Source organism: Paeniglutamicibacter terrestris (assembly GCF_012271785.1).
In the GTDB taxonomy this organism is placed as follows: domain Bacteria; phylum Actinomycetota; class Actinomycetes; order Actinomycetales; family Micrococcaceae; genus Paeniglutamicibacter; species Paeniglutamicibacter terrestris.
This window is the reverse complement of sequence record NZ_JAAWVT010000008.1, coordinates 26,908-42,610: the sequence shown is the minus strand read 5'-3', so window position 1 is coordinate 42,610 and position 15,703 is coordinate 26,908. Positions and strand designations below refer to the sequence as shown.

At 56.1% G+C, this 15,703-nt stretch carries 10 protein-coding genes and 1 pseudogene; 6 read left to right on the top strand and 5 right to left on the bottom strand.

Going from position 1 to position 15,703, the window contains the following annotated elements:
- Positions 1-168 precede the first annotated feature (168 nt).
- The 4 genes from HED64_RS14980 (at position 169) to HED64_RS14965 (ending at position 4,071) form a co-directional block, all read left to right on the top strand.
- A complete protein-coding gene (locus HED64_RS14980; RefSeq protein WP_168152809.1) occupies positions 169-669 on the top strand; it encodes a hypothetical protein in 501 nt (166 codons plus the stop codon).
- Complete coding sequence (locus tag HED64_RS14975) at positions 666-1,286, top strand: Rv1352/Rv1906c domain-containing protein (protein WP_168152808.1); 621 nt, start codon at positions 666-668, stop codon at positions 1,284-1,286. The genes HED64_RS14980 and HED64_RS14975 overlap by 4 nt, the downstream gene beginning before the upstream one ends.
- 90 nt (positions 1,287-1,376) lie before the next feature.
- The gene (locus HED64_RS14970) at positions 1,377-2,138 is read left to right on the top strand and encodes a TM2 domain-containing protein (protein WP_168152807.1); all 762 of its coding nucleotides are present in this window, start codon (positions 1,377-1,379) and stop codon (positions 2,136-2,138) included.
- 451 nt (positions 2,139-2,589) lie between these two features.
- Positions 2,590-4,071, top strand: coding sequence for a DUF2130 domain-containing protein (locus HED64_RS14965; RefSeq protein WP_168152806.1), 1,482 nt, complete (start codon positions 2,590-2,592; stop codon positions 4,069-4,071).
- A 115-nt stretch (positions 4,072-4,186) separates the two neighbouring features.
- On the opposite strand, the gene HED64_RS14960 is transcribed toward HED64_RS14965, so the two are convergent.
- The 5 genes and pseudogenes from HED64_RS14960 to HED64_RS14940 form a co-directional block, all read right to left on the bottom strand.
- Positions 4,187-5,431: a hypothetical protein gene (locus HED64_RS14960; protein ID WP_168152805.1), complete on the bottom strand. Its 1,245-nt coding sequence runs from the start codon at positions 5,429-5,431 to the stop codon at positions 4,187-4,189.
- A gap of 294 nt (positions 5,432-5,725) precedes the next feature.
- Positions 5,726-7,372: an AAA family ATPase gene (locus HED64_RS14955; protein WP_168152804.1), complete on the bottom strand. Its 1,647-nt coding sequence runs from the start codon at positions 7,370-7,372 to the stop codon at positions 5,726-5,728.
- 225 nt (positions 7,373-7,597) lie between these two features.
- Entirely contained in the window at positions 7,598-8,707 is a 1,110-nt protein-coding gene (locus HED64_RS14950) for a hypothetical protein (RefSeq protein ID WP_168152803.1), read from the bottom strand.
- A gap of 372 nt (positions 8,708-9,079) precedes the next feature.
- A complete protein-coding gene (locus tag HED64_RS14945) occupies positions 9,080-10,096 on the bottom strand; it encodes a hypothetical protein (RefSeq protein WP_168152802.1) in 1,017 nt (338 codons plus the stop codon).
- 125 nt (positions 10,097-10,221) lie between these two features.
- Positions 10,222-10,773 (bottom strand): annotated as a pseudogene (locus tag HED64_RS14940) (recombinase family protein).
- A gap of 641 nt (positions 10,774-11,414) precedes the next feature.
- Here HED64_RS14940 and HED64_RS14935 point away from each other — a divergent pair.
- Positions 11,415-13,643, top strand: coding sequence for a polyribonucleotide nucleotidyltransferase (locus HED64_RS14935; RefSeq protein ID WP_132361511.1), 2,229 nt, complete (start codon positions 11,415-11,417; stop codon positions 13,641-13,643).
- Positions 13,644-13,871: 228 nt separating this feature from the next.
- Complete coding sequence (locus HED64_RS14930) at positions 13,872-15,275, top strand: M16 family metallopeptidase (protein WP_342590739.1); 1,404 nt, start codon at positions 13,872-13,874, stop codon at positions 15,273-15,275.
- Positions 15,276-15,703: the final 428 nt, after the last annotated feature.

Here is a 15,703-nt window from a genome sequence, read left to right as displayed (position 1 = left end):
CTTTGATAACCCTAGTTATCAAGAAGAACTTTGAGTGTTTAGGCAGGGATCTCTAGCTTTGAAATATGCCCGGTGCTTGGGGGAGACCCGGCGCTAGGGCAGGTGGGAATGGCTTGGGGCCAACCCACCTGCCCGCTACTTCACCGCAGCTTTCAAGGAGGAATCGACATGCAGGAACAAACACAAACTCATCCAGACCAAACAACCGCCGGTGTCCACGCCGGCATCCCGAACGGCGCGGCGAAACACAAGAATCCGTGGCTCGTCGGCATTGCAGGTTTGGCCATCGGCATCGCGGCTGGCCTAGGTATCGGCCTAAGCATCAATTCGAGTTCCACTGTTGAGTCTTCCACCGATTCCACATCGGTAGCCATCACCAACGCCGTCCAGAACTGCGAGTTCACCGACAGCGCTGGCGTCATGGTCATGGATGAGGGCAAAAGCGTAGAACTCCAAACTCGCGGTAAGGAGACAGCCGGTGCGCCATATTCGGAGATCGTCTGCGTACTGGATGGGTTGGATATGCCCGAAAGCGTGAAGGCCCGTATGAGTACGACCAGGTCACTAGATGGCCGACAGGAAACCACGTGGTCAGGCTACTCGGCCAGTTGGAGTTACCACCCGGACAACGGATTGAACATCATTGTGGAAAGTCAGGAACAGCCATGAATACGGTAAGCGATTCAACAGTCAAAGAAACCAAGCCCCCAATGAGTAAAAGCGGCAAGATTACGCTCGCCGCAGTCTTGGCGGCCGGGCTGGTCATCGGGGGAATCTCTGCAGGAATGGCGATGATCGACCCAACCGCGAGTGAGGAGTACGCCACTGCGGTGAGCCACGTGCAAGTGGCTGCAACCGACCGAGATACGTATCAACGTGAGCTATCCGAGTTGACCACGAAGCACGACACCTTGGTATCCGAAATTGCTGACCGCGAGAGCGCGCTGGAAAAACGCGAGAGCGCAGTGGGTGAGAAGGAATCCAAAGTCTCCGATGCAGAGGCCGCGGTGAAGACGCGGGAGAAAGCCGTTGGCACCGCTGAGACCGAGGCTGCTGCAAACACGGTTAGTGACGGCACCTGGTCGGTTGATGATGACATCAAACCTGGTAGCTATCGCGCAACCGCCGATGTGGGCAGTACCTGCTATTGGGCTATCTACAGCTCTGGCAGTAACGGCGGAGACATCATCGAGAACGACATCCCCGGTGGTGGTAGGCCCACCGTGAAGCTTTCCAAAGGCCAAGACTTCAAGTCATCTCGTTGTGGTAGCTGGAAGAAAAACTAGGTCCATGCGACCTGGCCATGTGGCCACATACCGTTTCACATTTCATCCAGATCATCATTAGAGCGCCGCAACAGCGGCAAGGAGGACACCATGAGCACCACCAATTCGTACCAGGCCTTTCCTCAGCAGCCAATGCAGGGATACGCACCGCCAGCACCAGGTAAGTCGTTCATTGCCACGTGGCTATTCGCACTCTTCCTCGGCGTCTTCGGTGTCGACCGGTTTTACCTCGGCAAGATCGGGACCGGATTGCTGAAGCTGTTCACCCTCGGCGGTTTCGGCATCTGGGTCCTTGTCGACCTCATCCTCGTGCTAACCGGTAAGCAGCGTGACAAGTCCGGTGCAACCCTGGCCGGTTACGACAAGAACAAGGTGATCGCCTGGATCGTCACCGGGATCGTCATCGTTATTGGAGCGATTACCGGCCCCGACGCCGGTGGCGCCGCCGATAATGCAAGCAGCCTAGCGCCAGTTCAACAGGTGCAGGCAGAGGAGCCGGCCGAAAAGCCCGCCGACGAGGCTGCAGCTGCACCCGTGGAACAGGCCAAGAAATGGACAAAGGTAGTCTCCCTCAAAGGCACCAACGGTCAAGCGAGCGAGATCTTCGAACTGACTGGCGCAGATGCCCGGATGAGCTATAACTTCACCGGCGGCGGTGACTTCTCACTTGGCAGCGTCTATCTGGAAGAAGAAGGAGTCGATCTCATGACCGACGGTGGGCTTCCCCTGTTGATGCTCGACAAGGCTGAGAAGGCGAGTACTGCGGTGCACAAGAAAGCAGGAAGCTACTACGTAGATGTCAAGGCAGCCAACTTTGATGGATGGACCCTGACTATCGAGGAAAAGCGCTAGGCCAAATTTCGCAGGTGGCTCTGGCAAAAGGTCAGAGTATCCGTTGTGTACCAGCACATCCGGTACTCCAGCCATCCAGGCTGAGGACTGCGTGGCCGAGAACAATCGTTCTTGAATATCCCTACAGGGGTCGTCCCAGTTGGGTCCATCCGAAATAGTCACTTCAATCGGAGCTGACGATGAGTCTCGAGTTCAATTTTCCGTACCGGCACATCGGAGGACGATTCCATGGAAGTTTTGGCCACGCACCGGAATCCGAGCGTCGGGGCTCGTCAGCTCGATGGTTCAAATTCTCCAAGGTATAGCTGATTCCTCGTTAATCGAGGAATCAAAAACAGATCATAAATCTACTCCGTGCTGTCCAAAATGCCCGGGAACGTCCGTTCCTTGGGCCGCCGAGCGTTTACTTCACCCGGCAAACCATGCATGAACTCAATGAAAGGTTGTCCCCATGAACGAGATCATCTGCCCCAACTGCCACAAGGCGTTCAAAATCGATGAGTCCGGCTACGCCGACATCTTGAAGCAATTGCATGACGGTGAGTTTGAGCAGGCGCTCCACGAACGACTGGAGCTGTCGGAAAAAGAAAAGCAAAATGCGGTCGAGCTCGCAGAGACAAAGCTCGCGGCAGTTCTTGAGAAAGAAGCAGCCGTGCAAAACGCCGAGATCATTCGCCTGCACGAGCAGCTTAAGGCTCGCGATAAGGCGGAGCAGCTAGCGGTTAACGAAGCTGTGCGGATTCTTGAAAAGGAACGAGATGCCCTTGTCCGTGATCTAGACGCGACAGAAACTAAGCAGAAGGTGCTGGCCGATCAGCTCCAGGAAGTGCGAGACGCGAAACAGTCTGCAATTGAGCTAGCTGAGGCGACCCTCACCAACAAGCTTCAGACAGAGACTGCGGAAAAAGTTGCCGAAATCGGACGCCTCAATGAAGAGCTGAAGTCTCGCGAGGTTGCGAAGCAGCTCGCCGTCAACGAAGCAGTCAGTGTGATTGAAAAGCAGAGGGACGAGCTCGCGCGCGATCTGCAGGCCAAGGAGACCGAGCAGCAATTGCGTGAGTCGACAGTGAAGGACACACATTCCGCTGAGCTCAAGGCTCGAGACGAAATGATCGCCTATTACAAGGATCTGAAGGCGAAGCTCTCAACCAAATTGGTCGGGGAGACGCTTGAGCAGCACTGTGAGATCGAATTCAACCGCGTCCGCTCTCTAGGCTTTCCAAATGCTTTCTTCGAGAAGGACAATGACGCTCGAAGCGGGAGCAAGGGAGACTACATATTCCGCGAGGCGGATGAGGCAGGCACGGAATTCATCTCGGTCATGTTTGAGATGAAAAACGAAGGTGACGAAACTGCCTCCAAGAAGAAGAACGAGGACTTCCTCAAAGAACTGGATAAAGACCGGAAGGAAAAAGGCTGCGAATATGCAGTTCTCGTGTCCCTTCTGGAGTCCGACAGTGAGCTGTATAACGGTGGAATTGTGGATGTGTCCCATCGGTACCCAAAGATGTACGTCGTGCGCCCGCAGCTGTTCATTCCGATCATCACCCTGCTCCGGAACGCAGCGCTGAATTCGCTGGAATACAAGTCTGAGCTCGCCCGTGTCAGGGAGCAGAATATTGATATCACCAATTTTGAGACCGCTCTAGACACCTTCAAAACGGGATTCGCCAGGAACTACGACCTCGCTGCGCGAAAATTCAAAGACGCGATCGACAACATCGATAAAACGATTGTGGTGCTGGGCAAGGTCAAGGAATCGCTGATTGGCTCCGAAAACAATCTTCGGTTAGCCAATAGTAAGGCCGATGACCTCACGATCAAGCGCCTTACCCGCGGGAACGCCACGATGGCTGCGAAGTTCTCAGAGGCCCCGGACGTGCCCCAAGCAGTAACCGACAATCCGATCGTGGTGAGCGAAGAAGAAAAATAGTATGGTGCTGATCAACTCGGATTTCTCGTAAGACGTGCAGAACCTTCCTTTAGGTAGGTGACAATGCCATGTTGGCAAGGTCCACCTACCTAAAGGAATTTCGTTGACATGTGCACTAGTCCAAGTATGGATCGTCGAGGTCTATGACCAAAGAATCGGGCTCGTCGTTGGACATCGCCACATCGACCGTGTCGAACTCGACCCGTAGGACATCAACGGGCAACGATACTTCGGCAAAACGACGAAACCTATTGTCAGGACTTATCTCGATGTTGGAGGATTTCTCAAGGTGATTTCTGGTTAGCGTGGTCATTTGCAAACCTTGCCAAGCCGGGCCAAGACTCATTTTGATGATCCATTTACTACCTCGGCGGTTAAGAGACAGAACTTCAATCAACTTTCGGCCATCATTAGCCCAAGTCTGGGAGGTGTCCAGAAGGTCCGGAAACAGGCTGTTATAGATTTCTGTTGCCTGCTCCACAAACACTGGATCGGGATTATGATCCTCAAATCGCACTCTGAGTAACGTGTGGTTGTACCCATTAGAGTCATGCCCTGCAGGATAATAGCCTGCATAGTTTGCACAGAGCACCTTGATCGATAGCTCGTCAGAGATGGGTTCAGGAGACGTAACCTGCGCCACCCCATACGTTCCAGGGCCGGAAATCAGGCCCTTAGCACGTTCCAATCTCCGTATCCACCTTGGTCTCTGGATACATTCGGTGAGGATGATGGCCCTGATGAACTCGACGGAAACCTCGTTATCGCGAGCTTCAATCTCGATTACTCGCTGGAGCTCGTCTCCCAAGTCGTGCTTGGCTCGCTCAATGCGTTTTTTCGGGTTATCTTCGAAAGATCCCACGGTCCGAAGTAACACCACGACCATGCCCACGAATATGCTCGTCCAAATGGCTTGAACCAACTCACCAGGGTTGGGGAGCACCGGAATCCAGTAAACCCAAGTGCGTGCAGCAAAGAATGTTGCCAAAAGAATGGATGTGAGCGATGATCCGAATGCGACCAAGTACCGTGGGCGATTTCGCGACGGACGAAAGGCTTTCCGCAATATCTGAGGGCGAAAGTTGGTCAACAAAACATGCAACACGGCGCAGGCCACGAGGGCAACGATTCTCTGACCTCCTGTAGCCTCCGAGAGCGATATGACCAATACCGAAACTACATACATCGGCACGAACCGCAGCAGCACATATACCCATGCATTGCGTTGAGACGCGGAATCCACGACATTCTTCATATCCGAATAATTGGTTGGCCAATCGCTCTTCAATAACCTGAACACCAAATAGAGGAGCAGTGAACCGAACGCGCCGATTCCAAGGCTGGCAAAGAATGCTGTCATTGCTTGACCTTAGCGCGCCTCGAATATTTCGTACCACATTCTGTCGTGTCCCTATGTGCCAGGCTGATGAGTAAAGCACCCAGATCGAAGGATCTTTTGCTGTGATCCAATGTTCTGTTCCGGCGGGGACGAAGGCTCGTGCAAGCGACGAAAATGCGGTTCTGCGGAATCCTCAGTAGTGATGTCATATGTGCGTTTATAGGCGATTCGACCTGAACCTTCGCGGCAATCAAGCCTCTGACATAACGGCCGCATGATTCCAGGTTCGCTATCCAGTACCTAACGCGTAAATGATCAATGATCGGATCTGTCGAAGAGCTGGTCCGCGACTTCGAGTCGTAACTCAGCGATTAGTGCGGGGCTTTCTGCGATAGCACGCCGCGCGACACTTTGATACTGCTCTTTAGATTGAGCACCTAATGCAGCGGCCACTCTGTCACGGAACGCGGAATCGCGAATCGAGGCTATTCGGACAAGTTCTTCGTAATTATCTCCAGCATGAAGCTCGTCCAACCTGGCTCTGATTTCCGCATATGGGGATGGCAGGTTGAAGGTAATCTTGGGATCTGTAATCTCAGAGGGGACAGCCGTGACGAGTTTTCGCGAGACCTCGTCCGTGGCCAGCTTTTTGGCTATGCGATGTAAGCCTTGATTCGAAGCGAGCGCAGCGATGCCGGCCGCTTTGGCTGCGCACACGCGTTGTTCCGTATCTTTGCCATCTAATTGGGTGAATTTGGTGGCCACAGCAGTAAGAACGGCTGGCATGTAGTAAAGACTCTCGACTTCACTTACCTTGATTGGGTGAATGCCCTTCGTTATCAGTGCATCGCGTTCTTGTTGTGAGCGACCGTCACCGTCGACTATCCCTGCAGCATCAACCCAGTGGTGACTTTGCGTCTTTTTGATTCCTTCAACGCTGCGGATGACCCATTCGCAGTTGCCACTGGCGGAGAGTGTCCACGCCGGAAACAGAAGGCTGTATAGCGCGTAATCGAGGCTGTCAGTTGTTCCTTCGATGAATAATATGCGTTTCCGCCCACCGAGTATGGCTCGTCGGGCGTTCTCGGTCAGATCAGCCTCCGTAGAGAACTCGTTGATGTCCCAACCGGCTATCGTATTCTCAGACCAATTAACCCCCAAAGCCGCTAGTACCTTGCCGGGGCGAGCGCTAAGGCCTAGCGCCAGGTCGAGGTCATGGGTCAAGACGACGAACGCGCAGTCCGTTCGCGAGTCGATCAGTGCCTCGACCAGCCCGGCAGAGATGGAGCGGTGCAGATGGCGCTCAGGCTCGTCCAGCAAAATGATGCAGTTGTCCGGTGCTACCAAGACCTCCGCGGCCAGAAGCAAAGCGCTCCTTTCACCATCCGACATTTGTGCGATCGGATATTCGTTGCCTAGCTCACGATGGACGGCCATGAACGTCTGCTTGTCGGTGATTTTCACGCGGATAACAAGGCCGGCCTTTTCGAGCACGGAGTTGAGGACGTCAAAGAGACGGGTGCCAATGATCGCCTCGATTTCTTCCGGTGTACGGCGTTCAGTTAGGACCAGCTCAGCGATGCGCTGATCCTCAGCGGCAATTTTTCCGAGCAAGTCGAAAAGGGTGATATCAGTTCGCTGTCCGTCGGCATGATCCAGAAAGCGGGAATCGATAGCGGTGTTCCAGTAATTGAGATTGTTAACCATCTGCTCGCGCCCGGAAGCGCTAATGTTTGGGCCGGAGGCTGCAAACCAAATTTTGCGCTGCGCGAGGACTCGGTGAAGTTTGCCTGTGGGCGTTTGCCCCGCAATATATGTAGCGAGCGCAGACTTTCCTGCTCCATTCGCCCCAACGACAGTGATGACTTCGCCAACTGCAGAGTCGATCGTCAGTGGGTCTCCGCTAACGCGAGGGATAGTCCAGGTAGCAATCGTAGTTTCGGGAGGTAATGCATCGCTCATATGCGCAAGCCTAGTTCGTATCAGCAGTTTCCTGCTGGTCGCTCAATCGCACAAAAACGATCCTTTGGTTGACAGGGCAGCGAGTAGTGGGAACTTTGCCTGGCTGGCTTGATTGATCCGTGCAGCGCATCGCTTCAATGTGTCTCAATCAGTTTGGTCGCAACGAAGGAGTGAGCAGTCTTTGCTGGGACGTGCACTCGCTATCAGGAAAGTCGTACCGCCCGCTTATTCGGTGCGGCCCCTTCTCGGAGTCGGGCCACCTTTTCTTTTTGCCCCGTGCTGTGCCCCCGCCTTGCGGACTGGGGCCCGCAGCACGCGTACGATGGAGCGTGGTGGCCGCTTTGACTTGGAAAACACCTCATCCGGCAGCGGCGAGAAATCAAAAAGGTAGTCGATCGGGTGAAGAGGCTTTGCCACTGCACCGGCAATAATCCAAAGCGACCGGATGATGCTGATGCCTACACCGGCTATGGCCAGGTTGGTTGCTGGGTCGGAATTATCCGTGCGTAACCGGATGCCGGGCTCGTGCCCTTTCTGCTTGATGAGCTCCATGTAGGAGACTGATGGGCCATTGATGAGTGGAGTTCCGGCGTCCCACTCATCATTGGTTAATGATTCCCTTGGCAGAATCTCGGCGTGATAGGTATATTCGATGTCTGCCCTTGGGGCCACGGCGGCACCGTGTTTGAGTTGGTTATTCCCTTGGGCGCCGCCGAAATGGTCATCGGAATAGAAGCGTGCGAAACGCTTCAACCACTCGGCCATGAAAAGAATGTGGTCATCCATCGGATCGACGTCGGCGGGCTCATCCGCCGGCTGGAGCTCTGGGGGGGGGGGGGGGAAGATCGTTGCCTTGACGGTCTGCGCGGCGTCATCTCGAAGTAGCTCCTTAATTGGCTGACGGAGTTGGTCAGAGGTCCGCATGTTCAGCAACGTCTGCAACGGGCTGGTCCCGATCTTGCGGCTTTTCGCTGCCACATACAGGCGCAACGCGGTTTCGATGACGTGCTGCATTAAGGTGTACGACTCGATTGAAGCCATGGTCGTTGGGTCGAGCGTGTCACCCGGAGGGTTGTCAAGGTCGATTTCCTTGTTGATCAGTGCGGCGTATTGGTTGAACAAGTTCGTCGGGTCGTCGGTATGCCAATCGTGCACCTCCTGGCGGGCTGTATCCGCGGTCTTGATGATCTCCCAGAGTCGGCGTTCAAAATACTCGGCGGGGCTGATCCTGAAATAGTGCTCGGAAAGCTCCCGCTCTAGTGCTGCAGCGTTGTTCACATCGATGGGGATCAACGGCACGGCAATGCCGATGCTGAAAGGCTCGTTTGGTTCCATGCTTCAAACATAGTGCCTAGGCCACATCGCCCACAGGCCATTGGGGGCTACGCAGCAGCGAACTCGAAGACCTCCGAGATCTATTCCGAGCTGTCCAAGAAAGTCCGGTAGGGGTATACCTCAATCGGGCGTCAGATAAGGCAAATGTCCAGTGACAGGGTAGGCCCTGTTCCTGATTCATCGAAGAACTTGAAGCCCTACTTGATACGGTTCGTCAGCAATCCTGCGAGCTGCTGTCTGAGTGATTTGCTCATCCATCAGCTGTTCCACGCAGGGGTGTCTGTCTCAAAAAATTTGCTAAATCCGAGAGCTACACTTTGCGTCCCTATAATCCTTTGTTTCCCACCAGACGGTATGAGATGCAAGTTCTACTTATACGTAACCATCTCGAATCGCGGCCGAAAAAATATTGGGTCTTTGATGTAAGCGTCTTTTTCCGCGGCGGGTCCACGAGTAGGTTGCATCTGAGAGATGCACGCCATCATCGTGGGCCCATGGGATTGCGCGTTCAAGGGCCGTTTTGTGACCGTAGTACACAGTATTCAGGGTAACTTGGTTTTCGACGATTACGTTCCAAATGCTCTGATTCATCGGGGCCCACTGTGATTTCAGGTTCTTGCGAATCATAAACAGAAACCCGACTGAATCGACGTGCAGATGGACACCCTTTGACGGCGGAGAGGAAACTCTGGCCATGGGTATTTCGGACAATGGTTCTGTGTCGTCAAAGCGTTGCACGACCTCGATTGGATTTGGCAGAGTCCCAATAACTCGCAATGGTTCATTCAGGTAGTGGTTCAAAGTGACATGCACCGGCTCGGAGTGTTTGTCGGAATTATTCATGCTCCTTGCCCATGCTGATGCCCCCAAACTCATCCAGTTATCATCAGGGGAGGTGAGCTCGTCAGGTCGGTCCCTAAACGGTTGAAAGACTTCGATCCGATCTAGGACCCACGCTGGTATGAAGGGGAACATTTCCTTCGTCTTTTCCCACTCAGGGGCAGATCGGCACACTGGCCAATAGGTGCCCCCCAGTTGCTTTTGAATTTTACTGTCCGAATACTCGCTAAATTTACGAACTATCTCGAGGAATAGATTGTCTTTTGCGCTCGAAAGATGATTGAAGACTTCGCCGATGTGCAGTACCCAATCCTCAGGCGCTGCAGGCATGATCACTGAAAGTCGACGTTCCGTGCCTTCCGAATTTGAATATCGTTGAATCTCGGGATGATGATTTAGAAACCATTGTGATTGCTCATCGAACAGTGATGCGGCATTTTTGAACGCACGCCGCAGCCGAAGCTGCGGTGTAATAGTGATTTCATGCCCGGGCCGTAGCAATAATTTAACATCGTCACTGTCATGCCTGGAATTGGGTTCCACTGCCACTGTTTGTCCTTCCAACCAAATGTTTATGATCATATATTTGCTGATTAGCTTTGTACGAATGAATCCGCAACTTATCGTAAAATGTATACGAAAATATTTTCGCATACAGGGTGGATGGCTGCTCTCTATGTCGTTCGTTGCGCGATGCGGTAGACGGTGCTGCGCGCCACCCTAAAGCGCTCGGCGATTTCGGCGCTGGTGTGTTTGCCGCCGCGGTGGAGTGCGACGAGGTGTTTTCCTGGACGGAGGAGAGCTTGGGTTGCTTGCCGCGGAGCCGCCCCTTAGCCTTGGCGATCTGCATGCCTTCCTTGGTTCTCTCGCGAATAGAGGTCGGACTCGAACTCTGCCACCATCGCCAGGACATTGAAAAGCAGCCGACCCACCGGGTCGGTGGGGTCGTGGACGTTTCAGCCGAGGCTGAGTTTGATCTTGCGCTTGGTAAGGTCCTCAACGATGTCCCGTGCATCGGCCAGGGAGCCGGCGAGGCGGTCGAGCTTGGTGTCCACCACCGTGTCGCCGGCCCGGCACGCGGCCAGGGTCTGGTTCAACCCCGGGCCTTCTCGGTTGCGATCGGTGAGTCCGTGATCGACATAGACCAGGTCCTTGGGCACGCCGAGGCCCTGGAGCCCCACCTGCTGGGAGCCGAGGTCTTGGTGGTTGGTGGAGACGCGGGCCATACCCGACCAGATGCGATGATATGCCCCCAAATGTAGAGTTTGGGTTACCTTCACCGCACTATGTCGGGCGGGGTGTGCGAGAATCTGGAAAACGCGAAACTTCAACCTTTTCGACTGCCGGTTTGTTTGGGCTCGGGTGTCGCGTCGAAGGAGCCTTATCTGCAAGACCCGCTTCAACAGCTGGCCGGTTATCGTGAACTGCTATTTCTGTCATGTCGCGATAGTGAACGCACAGGAAGTGACACAACGCACGAGCTCCGATCGTGCACCCTGCAGCGAAAGTAGCGACGGTTCACTGTGCGGTTCGCTCACCGGCGACGGGCGTTTGGCTGGGGCAGTTGATGCTCCTTTACATGCTATGAGACTCCGACCAACCGGGAGTCCGCGCCGTCACTGCGCCGATTCCGTTAACCCGGTAGGCTGGTATACGTATGGTTTGCAATTTCGCATGACCAGCACAGAAACAAGACGAAATATCCGCGCACCTCGCGCACCTGACTCACCGGAAGACAATTGCGGTCCTCGGTAGTGGCTTTCGCTCTTCCTCTACGAAGAGCGCGAGTCTCGATCGAAGACCAGGTTGCACCGTGGTGTTTCTTGTTCGCCGTGTGCTGCGGATATTGATCGAAAGGACACGCCCCATGGAGGGTCCCGAAATTCAGTTCGCCGAGGCAGTGATTGACAACGGCCGTTACGGCAAGCGCGTCATCCGCTTCGAAACCGGCCGTCTGGCCCAGCAGGCCGCAGGTGCGGCCATGGTTTACATCGACGAAGACACCGCACTGCTCTCGGCCACCAGCGCCGGCAAGCACCCGCGTGAAGGCTTCGACTTCTTCCCGCTGACCGTGGATGTCGAGGAGCGTATGTACGCTGCCGGCCGTATCCCGGGCAGCTTCTTCCGCCGCGAAGGTCGCCCGTCGACCGAAGCCATCCTGGCTTGCCGCCTGATGGACCGCCCGCTGCGTCCGGCCTTCGTCAAGGGCCTGCGCAACGAGGTCCAGATCGTGGTCACCGTTTTGGCCATCAACCCGGACGAGCTCTACGACGTGGTGGCCATCAACGCCTCCTCGATGTCGACTCAGCTCTCGGGTCTTCCGTTCTCCGGCCCGATCGGTGGCGTTCGCGTTGCACTGGTTAACGACGGAAACGGTGCCCAGTGGGTTGCCTTCCCGAAGCACAGCCAGCTGGAAAGCTCCGTGTTCAACATGGTCGTTGCCGGCCGCGTTGCAGGCGACGACGTCGCCATCATGATGGTTGAAGCAGAAGCTACCGACAACGCCTGGACCCTCATCAAGGAACAGGGCCACACCGCCCCGACCGAAGAGGTTGTTGCAGAAGGTCTTGAGGCTGCAAAGCCGTTCATCAAGGCCCTGTGCGAGGCTCAGGCAGACTTGGCAGCTCGCGCCGCCAAGCCGACCGTTGAGTTCCCGGTCTTCCGCGACTACGAGGCAGACGCTTATGCAGCTGTAGAGGCCAAGGCCGCTACCAAGCTTGCCGGCATCTACCAGATCGCCGCCAAGCAGGAGCGCGACAACGCAGCCTCGGCCTTCAAGGACGAAGTTGTTGCAGCGCTCACCGCCGAGGGCAGCGAATTCGCTTCCCGCGCCGGAGAAATCTCCAAGGCCTTTGGTGCCGTCACCAAGCAGGTTGTGCGCCAGCGCATCCTGACCGAGCAGGTTCGTATGGACGGCCGCGGCCTCTCCGACATCCGTAAGCTCACCGCCGAGGTCGAGGTTCTTCCTCGCGTTCACGGTTCGGCAATCTTCGAGCGCGGCGAAACCCAGATCATGGGCGTCACCACCTTGAACATGCTGAAGATGGAACAGCAGATTGACTCGTTGAGCCCGGTAACGCGCAAGCGCTACATGCACAACTACAACTTCCCGCCGTACTCCACCGGTGAAACCGGCCGCGTGGGCTCGCCCAAGCGCCGCGAAATCGGTCACGGCGCCCTGGCAGAACGCGCCCTCGTGCCGGTACTGCCGTCGCGTGAAGAATTCCCGTACGCCATCCGCCAGGTCTCCGAGGCCTTGAGCTCTAACGGCTCAACCTCTATGGGTTCTGTTTGCGCATCGACCCTGTCGCTGCTCAACGCCGGTGTCCCGTTGCGCGCTGCCGTTGCCGGCATCGCCATGGGCCTGGTATCTGACGAAGTTGACGGCCAGACCCGCTACGCGGCCCTGACCGACATCCTCGGCGCCGAAGATGCCATGGGCGACATGGACTTCAAGGTTGCAGGTACCTCGGAGTTCATCACCGCCATCCAGCTCGACACCAAGCTCGACGGCATCCCTGCCTCGGTCCTGGCCGCCGCGCTGACCCAGGCTCGCGAAGCTCGTCTGCACATCCTCAATGTCCTGAACCAGGCCATTGATACCCCGGATGAGCTCTCCACCTTCGCACCGCGCATCATCTCGGTGAAGATTCCGGTTGACAAGATCGGCGAACTCATCGGCCCGAAGGGCAAGATGATCAACCAGATCCAGGAAGATACCGGAGCGGATATCTCCATCGAGGACGACGGAACCGTCCTCATCGGCGCCACCAACGGAGAGTCGGCAGAAGCCGCACGCTCCGCAGTGAACGCCATCGCCAACCCTCAGGTTCCTGAGATCGGCGAGCGTTACCTCGGCACCGTCGTGAAGCTGACCACCTTCGGTGCGTTCGTTTCGCTGACCCCGGGCAAGGATGGCCTGCTGCACATCTCCGAGCTGCGTAAGCTCGCCGGTGGCAAGCGCGTGGACGACGTTGAAGACGTTGTCTCCGTGGGCCAGAAGCTTCAGGTTGAAATCACCAAGGTTGATGATCGCGGAAAGCTTTCACTCGCCCCGGTGGTTGCTGACGAAGAACTCGTCGAAGCTGCTGAGTAATCAGTTCCTAGTCTTCTAGGCTAAAAAGTCCCGGCCCACCGAAAGGTGGGCCGGGACTTTTTTCTTCGCCCAGCGTGGGGGAGTGCGCTGCTAGGAGCGGTGCTCAAATGAGAGTCCACTCATAGCTCTGCTACTTCCTCATGGCACTGTGGAAGAATGGACGAATGTGTTTCGCGCTCCACCAGGCGCGGACCACCCAATATTTGGTGGACAGTTAGGAAATGCTCAGTGGCCATGATTCCCCTGCCGCTCGACGGCGTTGGAATATCCCCTGCCTTAGCAGCGGAGCGCGGCGCAGCCGGTGCCCCCGCCCCCATCGAGACGGGCGACCCCACAATCATCCATGGACAGGCCGGTGGGGCGCTGGTGCGCCGCTCCGTACTGCCCGGTGGCGTTCGCGTCTTGACCGAGGCCATGCCCGGTCAACGTTCGGCCACCATTGGTTTCTGGGTCGGCGTTGGATCTCGTGATGAGCAGGAAGGCCAACACGGCTCCACTCACTTCCTTGAACACCTGCTATTCAAGGGCACCAAGCGCCGCACGGCGCTAGAAATTGCCTCAGCCTTTGACGAAGTTGGAGGAGAATCTAACGCCGCTACGGCCAAAGAATCCACCTGCTACTTTGCTCGCGTGCTGGATACGGATCTGCCGCTGGCCATCGACGTCATTGCCGACATGGTCACCTCCGCGGTGCTCGATCCCAACGAGCTCGAGCAGGAACGCGACGTGATCCTCGAAGAGATCGCGATGGACGCGGATGATGCCGGAGACGTTGCGCACGAGCGCTTTGTCGAAGCCGTCCTGGGCGAACACGCCCTGGGTCGTCCCATTGGCGGTACCCCCGAGGCCATCACCGGAATCGGCCGCGACGCCGTCTGGGAGCACTACCAGCGCTTCTACACCCCCGATGAACTGGTCATCACCGCTGCAGGCTCCTTGGACCACGACGAGGTCTGCGCCCAAGTCCTTGAAGCCCTGCGCACCGCGGGCTGGGATCTGACCGAGGGTGCCTCACCGGTACCGCGTCGTTCCACTGTCCCGGTAGAGATCACCGGAGTGCAGCGCATCGACGTGATTCGCCGCCCCGTGGAGCAGGTCAACATCATCATGGGTTGCCCCGGCATCGTGGCCACCGATGAGCGTCGCCACGTGATGAGCGTGCTGAACGCCGTCCTCGGTGGCGGCATGTCCTCACGCCTCTTCCAAGAAATTCGCGAGAAGCGCGGTCTGGTGTACTCCACCTACTCGTTCTCCGCCGCGTACTCGGACGCCGGCTACTTCGGCATGTATGCAGGTTGCGCCCCGGCGAAGACCGAACGCGTTATCAAGCTGCTCGGCGAAGAGTTGGACAAGCTGGCCGCCGACGGCATCACCGACGAGGAGCTGCGCAAGGCCGTTGGCCAGCTCTCGGGCGGACTGGTACTGGCCCTGGAGGATCCGGGATCGCGCATGTCGCGCCTGGGCCGCGCAGAGCTGGTCACTGGTGTATTCCACGACATTGATGAGTCGCTTGACCGCGTCAAGGCTGTCACCCCGGCGCAGGTTCAGGAACTGGCGGCACTGTTGGCCGCCCGTCCGCGCACCATCACCGTGGTGGGCCCGTTTGATAAGCCCTCCGACTTCGGAATGTAAGCTTTTCGGCCTCTGGCCAAAAGGACCGTTTTTGCTTTGTTGAAAGCAAAAACGGTCCTTTTCTCTATTTCCAAGAACTTTCAGTATTTTCCAAGGTTCCTTCAATGCAAGATTCTGACCATGGCTTCGTGGTCTGATTCGGGACGTGGCTTCTGGTTCTCGCGGATGCTGTTGCTACGGAACACCGCGAACAAGACATGCCATGACAGCGGGATGTTTGAGGGCTAGACCGCAAACGTTTGCTCGATTCTCAATCCCGTAAATGGCCCGAAAACAGGGGCAGATTTGGTTTATTCAGAAGGATTGTGGCGTGGCGGATGAGATCGATTTAAATGTGATTACCGCGTCCAAAACAGGTCATTTACGGTTAGCTACAAGTAATCCCTAGTAGACTGCAACTTGCCCCAGAGCCTTCCAAGGAGTACTTC

What these genes read in the sequence shown, in the direction of transcription:
- HED64_RS14980 (WP_168152809.1), top strand. Translation starts at nt 169, where the DNA reads ATGCAGGAACAAACACAAACTCATCCAGACCAAACAACCGCCGGTGTC.
- HED64_RS14935 (WP_132361511.1), top strand. Translation starts at nt 11,415, where the DNA reads ATGGAGGGTCCCGAAATTCAGTTCGCCGAGGCAGTGATTGACAACGGC.
- HED64_RS14975 (WP_168152808.1), top strand. Translation starts at nt 666, where the DNA reads ATGAATACGGTAAGCGATTCAACAGTCAAAGAAACCAAGCCCCCAATG.
- HED64_RS14950 (WP_168152803.1), bottom strand. Translation starts at nt 8,707, where the DNA reads ATGGAACCAAACGAGCCTTTCAGCATCGGCATTGCCGTGCCGTTGATC.
- HED64_RS14960 (WP_168152805.1), bottom strand. Translation starts at nt 5,431, where the DNA reads ATGACAGCATTCTTTGCCAGCCTTGGAATCGGCGCGTTCGGTTCACTG.
- HED64_RS14965 (WP_168152806.1), top strand. Translation starts at nt 2,590, where the DNA reads ATGAACGAGATCATCTGCCCCAACTGCCACAAGGCGTTCAAAATCGAT.
- HED64_RS14970 (WP_168152807.1), top strand. Translation starts at nt 1,377, where the DNA reads ATGAGCACCACCAATTCGTACCAGGCCTTTCCTCAGCAGCCAATGCAG.
- HED64_RS14955 (WP_168152804.1), bottom strand. Translation starts at nt 7,372, where the DNA reads ATGAGCGATGCATTACCTCCCGAAACTACGATTGCTACCTGGACTATC.